At 69.1% G+C, this 5175-nt stretch carries 5 protein-coding genes; all 5 read right to left on the bottom strand.

The annotated features are described in order from the left end of the window. Positions 1 to 53 precede the first annotated feature (53 nt). Genes ABZU75_RS45175 through ABZU75_RS45195 form a run of 5 tightly spaced genes read right to left on the bottom strand, consistent with a single transcriptional unit; the run spans position 54 to position 4979 of the window. Positions 54 to 1064, bottom strand: coding sequence for a transketolase C-terminal domain-containing protein (locus ABZU75_RS45175; protein WP_355569328.1), 1011 nt, complete (start codon positions 1062 to 1064; stop codon positions 54 to 56). Next, on the bottom strand, positions 1061 to 1951 hold the full coding sequence (locus ABZU75_RS45180; protein WP_355569331.1) for a transketolase: 891 nt from the start codon (positions 1949 to 1951) through the stop codon (positions 1061 to 1063). Before ABZU75_RS45180 ends, ABZU75_RS45175 begins: the two co-directional genes overlap by 4 nt. Before the next feature lie 19 nt (positions 1952 to 1970). Continuing rightward, positions 1971 to 3290: an MFS transporter gene (locus ABZU75_RS45185; RefSeq protein ID WP_355569334.1), complete on the bottom strand. Its 1320-nt coding sequence runs from the start codon at positions 3288 to 3290 to the stop codon at positions 1971 to 1973. A 31-nt stretch (positions 3291 to 3321) separates the two neighbouring features. Next, positions 3322 to 4314, bottom strand: coding sequence for an NAD(P)-dependent oxidoreductase (locus ABZU75_RS45190; RefSeq protein ID WP_355569337.1), 993 nt, complete (start codon positions 4312 to 4314; stop codon positions 3322 to 3324). Further along, positions 4287 to 4979, bottom strand: a complete 693-nt coding sequence (locus ABZU75_RS45195) for an FCD domain-containing protein (RefSeq protein WP_355569340.1) — start codon at positions 4977 to 4979, stop codon at positions 4287 to 4289. Before ABZU75_RS45195 ends, ABZU75_RS45190 begins: the two co-directional genes overlap by 28 nt. Positions 4980 to 5175: the final 196 nt, after the last annotated feature.

The raw sequence follows: 5175 nt of genomic DNA on the forward strand, positions 1-5175 counted from the left end.
GGCTGGTCAACGCGGGGCTTCGAAGCGCATCGCTGCGCCTCAAGCCCCCTCCTTCAGGAGGGGGTCGTTGACGCCAGCTCTTCGAGCACCTTGGCGACGACGGTGCCGGTGGCCAGGCCGTACCTCTCGTGCAGGGTGGGCAGGGCGCCGGCGTCCAGGAAGGCGTCGGGGAGGGCGATCGGGACGACCCGCCTGCCGATGCCGGCCCGCACGACCGCCGAGGCGACCGTCTCGAAGAGCCCGCCCACCACCGTGTGGTTCTCCAGCGTGACCACCAGCCGGTCGCTGTCGACCTCGGCGAGGACGGTCTCGGCGTCGAAGGGCTTGATCGTCGGAGTGTGCACCACCGCGACGTCGACATTGTGCCTGGCCAGCTCCTCGGCCGCCTGCAGGGCGCGCATCGTCATCAGGCCGCTTGACACGAACACGACGTCGTTGCCGCCGCGGAGCACCGCCGCCTTGCCGAGCCGGAAGGTGTAGTCGTACTCGTCGAGGACCGTCGGCACCCTGCCGCGCAGCAGGCGCAGGTAGGTCGGGCCGTCGGACGCGGCCAGCTGGGGCACCGCCTGCTCGATGTCGACGGAGTCGCACGGGTCGACGATCGTCAGGTTCGGCATGCCGCGGAAGATGGCGATGTCCTCAGTGGCCTGGTGGCTCGGGCCGTACCCCGTGGTCAGACCGGGCAGGCCACCGATCACGTTCACGTTCAGGTTCGGCTCGGCGATGTCCAGGCACAGGAAGTCGTACGCGCGGCGTGCCGCGAACACCGAGTACGTCGAGGCGAACGGGATGAGGCCGACCTCGGCCATGCCCGCCGCCGCCCCGAGCAGCAACTGCTCGGCCATGCCCATCTGGAAGAACCGCTCGGGGTGGGCCTTGGCGAAGACGTGCATGTCGGTGTACTTGCCCAGGTCCGCGGTGAGTCCCACGACGCGCGGGTCCTGCTCGGCCAGAGCGGCCAGGGCGTGGCCGAAGGGCGCGTTCGCGGTCCTCTGCCCGGGGTCGGCGAATGAGGCGATCATCGCCGAGGTCGTCAGGCGCCTGGCGCCCGTCGCGGTGCTCACAGTACTTCCACTCCCTCGTACCCGGCCGTCAGCTGCTGACGGCACAGCTCCCACTCGTCCTCGTCGATTCGCATGAAGTGGGCCTTCTCGCGGGCCTCCAGCAGCGGGACGCCCCGGCCGATCCTGGTGTCGCACAGGATCACCGAGGGCCTGCCCTCCGGGTGGGCCTGCTCGGCGGCGGCGTCGAAGGCCGCGAGCAGCGCCTCCACGTCGTTGCCGTCCACCCGCTGGGTGAACCAGCCCGCCGCGACCCATTTCTCCTCCGCCGGCTCGATGCGCATGACCGTCTCGGTCTTCCCGTCGGCCTGCAGGGCGTTCATGTCGACCATCGCGGTCAGCCGGCCCAGCCTGTGGTGGGCGGCGCCCATCGCCGCCTCCCAGGTCGAGCCCTCGTCCAGCTCACCGTCGGACAGGAAGTTGTAGATCCGTGAGTCCGACCCCTGGTGGCGCAGCCCGAGGGCCATGCCGACGGCGACGGTCAGCCCGTGGCCGAGCGATCCTCCGGAGATCTCCATACCGGGCGTGTAGGACGCCATTCCGGACATCGGGAGCCGTGACCCGTCGGAGCCGTAGGTCTCCAGCTCGTCGAGGGGCACGACGCCCGCCTCGGCCAGGGCCGCGTAGAGGGCGATGGCGTAGTGGCCGGTGGAGAGCAGGAACCTGTCGCGCTCGGCCCAGTGCTCGTCGTCCGCCCGGTAGCGGAGCTGGTCGACGTAGGTGACCGCCAGCATGTCGGCGACCCCGAGTGCCTGGCCGACGTAGCCCTGGCCCTGCGCCTCGCCCATGTTCAGGGTGTGGTGGCGCATCCGGTAGGCCGCACCGCGCACCCTCTCCGCCCGCGCCGCCGGATCGAGGCGGCGGGCCTGCGGTTCACTGAGTGTGGTCATATCTGTTCTCGTTCTCTCTTCAGACGGTCGCGGCCGTGGTCGTGGACGGCGCCGGGGTGCCGACCTTGACCGGAGCGGTCTCCGGGGTGAGGGTGGCGGCGATCGTCGAGACCACGCCGAGCAGCATGAACAGCACCGCCGGGCCGATCCACCCGATGGATCCGTACAGGGCGGTGGCCAGGAAGGGCAGCAGGCCGGCGACCAGCGAGGCGCCGTTGTAGCCGAGGGAGATTCCTGAGGAGCGGACGTCACGGGGGAACTGCTCGGAGAACCAGGAGGACTCCACGGAGAAGATCGGGTCGTGGCTCAGCAGCAGGCTCAGGGCGACCGCGACGACGACCATGAGGACCGCGCCGGTGTTGATCATGAGGAACATCGGGATGCCGAACGCGATCGTGAACAGCGACCCGATCAGGAACACCGGCTTGCGGCCGATCCGGTCGGACAGCGCGCCGTACAGCAGGTGACTGGCCAGGCCGAGCGCGGATCCGACGATGGTGCCGATCAGCACGTTCTGCTTGTCGGTCAGCTCGGCGAGCACCACGTACGAGAGCATGAAGCTGGTGGTCACGTAGTACCCGCCGGTCTCCGCGAGCCGCAGAGTCATGATCTTGAGGATCACCCGCCAGTCGCGCCTGATGACGTCCAGTGCCGGAGCCTTGCGGATCTCGTTGTTCTTCTTCATCTCCGCGAAGTCGGGCGACTCGGAGACGCCCATCCGGATGAAGATGCCGACGGCGACCATCACCACGGAGAGCAGGAAGGGCGCCCGCCACACCCAGGAGCCCTCCAGCAGGGCCTCGCTGAGCAGGAACGCGCCGTTGGCCAGCAGCAGCCCGGCCGGGATGCCGATCTGCGGGACCGCGCCGAAGAAGCCGCGGCGGCGTTCGGGGGCGTGTTCGACGGCCATCAGGACGGCTCCGCCCCACTCGGCGCCGAAGCCGATGCCCTGAAGGATCCGCAGCAGGATCAGCAGGATCGGTGCGAGCGCGCCCGCCTGGTCGTAGGTCGGCAGCACGCCCACCAGGACGGTCGCGACGCCCATGAGCACCAGCGACCACATCAGGATCGTCTTGCGGCCGACCCGGTCGCCGTAGTGTCCGGCGAGGTAGCCGCCGAGCGGGCGGAACAGGAAGCCGACGGCGAGCGTGGCGAACGATGCCAGCACGCCGACGAGCTTGTCCTCGGAGTGGAAGAACACCGTGCCGAAGTAGGCGGCCGAGGCGGTGCCGTAGATGAAGAAGTCGTAGCTCTCCACCGCGGTGCCGACCATCGAGGCGAAGGACACCTTTGCCGGGTTGTCCCGGTGAGCACCGGCGACGTTGGATGCAGCGGTCATGTGCCGCTCCTCGCTATCTTAATGATCTTGATCACTGGGGGTGTTCGTAGGTTTCGATGACCCGTGAGTCGTCACGTGTCGAAAGACCCGCGTCGGCGGCCTGCTGGTAGCGGGCTCTGGCGACATCGAGGAGGGGGGTCTGCGCCCCGGCCGCCCGCGCGGCCTCGTACACGAGGCCGCTGTCCTTGACGAAGATGTTGATCGTGCTGGTGACGTCGACGTCGGTGCCCCGCAGCATGCGCGGCCCGCGGTCGGAGAGCATCCATGATCCGGCGGCTCCCCGCTCCACGAGGGAGAGGACCTTCTCCTTGTCCAGCCCGAGCGTGGACGCGAGAGCGAGGGCTTCGGCCGCCGCCACGATGTGGACCGAGCAGAGGTGCTGGTTGACCACCTTGATGGCCTGACCGTCACCGAGCGCGTCTCCGACCGTCTGGACCGTTCCAAATCTGTCGAGGACGGGACGGGCGGCCTCGATGTCGGTGGCCGGGCCCGAGGCGAACAGGGTGAGCTCACCGGTCCGGGCCCTGGCCACCCCGCCGGTGACCGGCACGTCGACCACGACCGCGCCGGCCATCTGTAGCCGGGCGCCCTGCTCGCGCACCGCCTCCGGGCCCACCGTGCTCATCACGATCCAGCGCTGACCGGTCACATCCACTGCCAGCGCCTCGGTGACAAGGGCTTCGAGCTGCGCCGGAGTGGCGACCATGACGACCACGAACTCGGTCTTGGGCGCTTCGGAGAACCGGGAGACCGCCCGTACGCCGGCGGCCTCGGCCCGCTCGTGCGCGGCCGGTAGCGGGTCCACCCCGGTGACCGCGTAGCCGGCGGACACCAGTTGGGCCGCCATCGGCAGGCCGATGGCGCCGATACCGACGAAAACGACTGTTGGGTCGCTCATGGACATCCTTCTGTTCTGGGTGATCCGGCCCTGTTTCTGGGCATGGCGTGGCCCACTGCCCGCGCGGGGGTGGCGTGTCGTTGTCGTGTGTGGGGGACCTAGGGCGAGTGCGTGAGGGAGGACCACACCTCGAAGTGCCTGCGCATCGCGATCCGCGCGCCCTCGCCGTCCCGTTCGCCGATGGCCTCGACGATCCCGTAGTGGACCGTGTCGATGACCCGGGTCTTGCCCGGGGTCAGGGGCTCGCGTTCCACCGCCAGCCGGCGGCGCTCGACGACCTCGCTGCGGAGCACGTGGCTGAGGCCGTCGTGGACAAGGTTGAAGACGGGGTTGTCGACGATCAAAAACAGCCGGTGGTGGAACTTCAAGTCCGCTTCGAGGGCGCGCTCGCCGTCGCCGTCGCCGCTGGCCTTGACCATCTCGTCAACGAGTTCACGCAGGGCGTCGACGTCGTCCGCGGTGGCCAGTCTCGCCGCCGCCTCGGCGACGGACACCTCCAGCATCTTCCGTGCCGACGTGAACTGTTCCTGGCTCAGGTGGCCGAGCTGGACGCCCAGGTCGAAGTAGAGCTGGATGAAACCGGCGTCCGGGGTGCTCAGGTAGGAACCCCTGCCCTGCGTGCGGTCCAGGAAGCCCAGCATCTCCAGCATCGACAACTGCTCGCGCAGGGAGCCCCGGCTGACTTCCAGGGAGGTCACCAGCTCGCGCTCCGTGGGCAGGCGCAGGCGGCCGGTGGCGGGCTCGGGACTCGCCTGCTCGGCAAGGCTCCGAACCAGGGATGCCAGATCCATACCCTTCCCCTCCCGGTGACCCTTTGGTTAAACCAATTGCACTGAGGTTAAGCTCACGTTGCTTCCAGGTCAACAGATTGGTCAAACCTATTTTCGGGCGGGGAGATTCCCGTGGGGAGGGCGGGGCCGTCGCGGCGGGTTTCGCCGGCGGCCGGTGGTGCCTTGGCGAACGTCGGAGACGTACCGCCAAGGCACC

The organism is Streptosporangium sp. NPDC005286, assembly GCF_040607515.1.
Lineage (GTDB): Bacteria > Actinomycetota > Actinomycetes > Streptosporangiales > Streptosporangiaceae > Streptosporangium.